At 69.0% G+C, this 1,604-nt stretch carries 1 protein-coding gene; it reads left to right on the forward strand.

Annotation, left to right across the window (positions count from 1 at the left end; translation table 11 throughout):
- Window positions 1-292: 292 nt before the first annotated feature.
- The coding region (locus BMY61_RS43780) for a glycoside hydrolase domain-containing protein (protein WP_143094858.1) at window positions 293-1,604 on the forward strand (1,312 nt) is incomplete at its 3' end.

A 1,604-nucleotide genomic window follows, 5' to 3' on the forward strand; every position in this document is an offset into this window, starting at 1 on the left:
GCTCCCAGAAGGTCCAGATCGGCACCAGCTGGAACACCATGACCAACCTGGCAGCCATCCCCGGCAACGGCACCACCGACCTCCTCGCCACCAACGCCGGCACCGAGCAGATGTTCCGCTACATCGGCCCGGGCTACAGCGGCGCCAACAAGACCCAGGTCGGCACCGGCTGGTAACAGCCCACCAGCTCCTCCTTCCTCCGGGTGGTGTCCCGGCTCCCCGTACCAGGACACCACCCCTCTTCGTACCTTCCGCACCGCTCACCGGTGCCAGCCCCTGAAGGAGCCCGGCCATGGCCGCCCGTACGACGCGCACGAAGACCACCGTCCTCGCCACCACGCTCGCCGCGGCCGCCATCGCCGCCGCCACGAGCCTCCCGGCCCACGCGGACACCCCCGCCCAGCACCCTGCCACCACGAAGACCGCGACCAAGCAGGTCGACTACCAGGGCTACCGGTTCACGGTGCCCCGCTCCTGGACCGTGGTGGACCTGGCCAGACACCCCAACACCTGTGTCCGCTTCGACCGCCACACGCTCTACCTCGGCCACCCCGGCGCCAACCAGGCCTGCCCGAGCCACAGCATCGGCCGCACCGAGGCCGTCCTGGTCCAGCCCGCCACCAACCCGGCCGGCGCCCAGGGCACGCGAACGAACACGGTCGCCCACGAGATCGACACCACCGCGGCACGGGTGACCGTCACCGCCACCTACAACACCGACCGCGCCCTGGTGCAGCACATCCTCACCGGCGCCCACCTGCCCACCACCGCCCCCCGCACCGGCGGCACCGTCCGGTCCCACCTCGCCCAGGCCGCGACCGCCGCCCTGCCCTCCGGCGCCACCAACTACACCGGCAAGGGCTTCGACACCTGCTCCGCGCCCTCCTCCTCCACGATGAGCACCTGGAAGGCAAACTCGCCCTACAGCAGCGTCGGGGTCTACATCGGCGGCAGCAACATGGGCTGCAGCCAGCCCAACCTGACGGCCTCCTGGGTCCAGGCCCAGTACAACGCCGGCTGGCGCTTCCAGCCCGTCTACGTCGGCGAGCAGGCCGCCGCCATCTCCTCGCCCACGAGCGAGGGCACCGCCGCCGCGGACGACGCCGTCACCCAGGCCACCAACCTCGGCTTCGGCACAGGCTCCACGCTCTACTACGACATGGAGCAGTACGACACCTCCAGCTACGGCGCCAACGTCTTGGCCTTCGAATCCGCCTGGACCAAGGAACTTCACGCCAAGGGCTACCACTCGGGCCTGTACTCCAGCTCCTCCAGCGGCATCACCGACCTGGCCAACAACTACAGCAGCCAGTACACGATGCCCGACGTGATCTTCGACGCGCTGTGGAACGGCAGCGCCGACACCAACGACTCGGTCGTGCCGTCCAACGAGTGGAGTAACCACCAGCGCGCCCACCAGTACGGCGGCAACACGAACGAGACCTACGGCGGCGTCACCATCAACGTCGACGACGACTACCTCGACGTCCAGATGTCCACCACCAACGTGCAGCCGATGTCGAACCTGGTGAGCGTGGGGAACGGGAACATCCTGGCGGTGGATCAGTCGGGGAACCTGTGGCGGTACTCCGCGCCGAACTACT

Origin of the sequence: Streptacidiphilus jiangxiensis (assembly GCF_900109465.1) — a bacterium.
Lineage (GTDB): Bacteria > Actinomycetota > Actinomycetes > Streptomycetales > Streptomycetaceae > Streptacidiphilus > Streptacidiphilus jiangxiensis.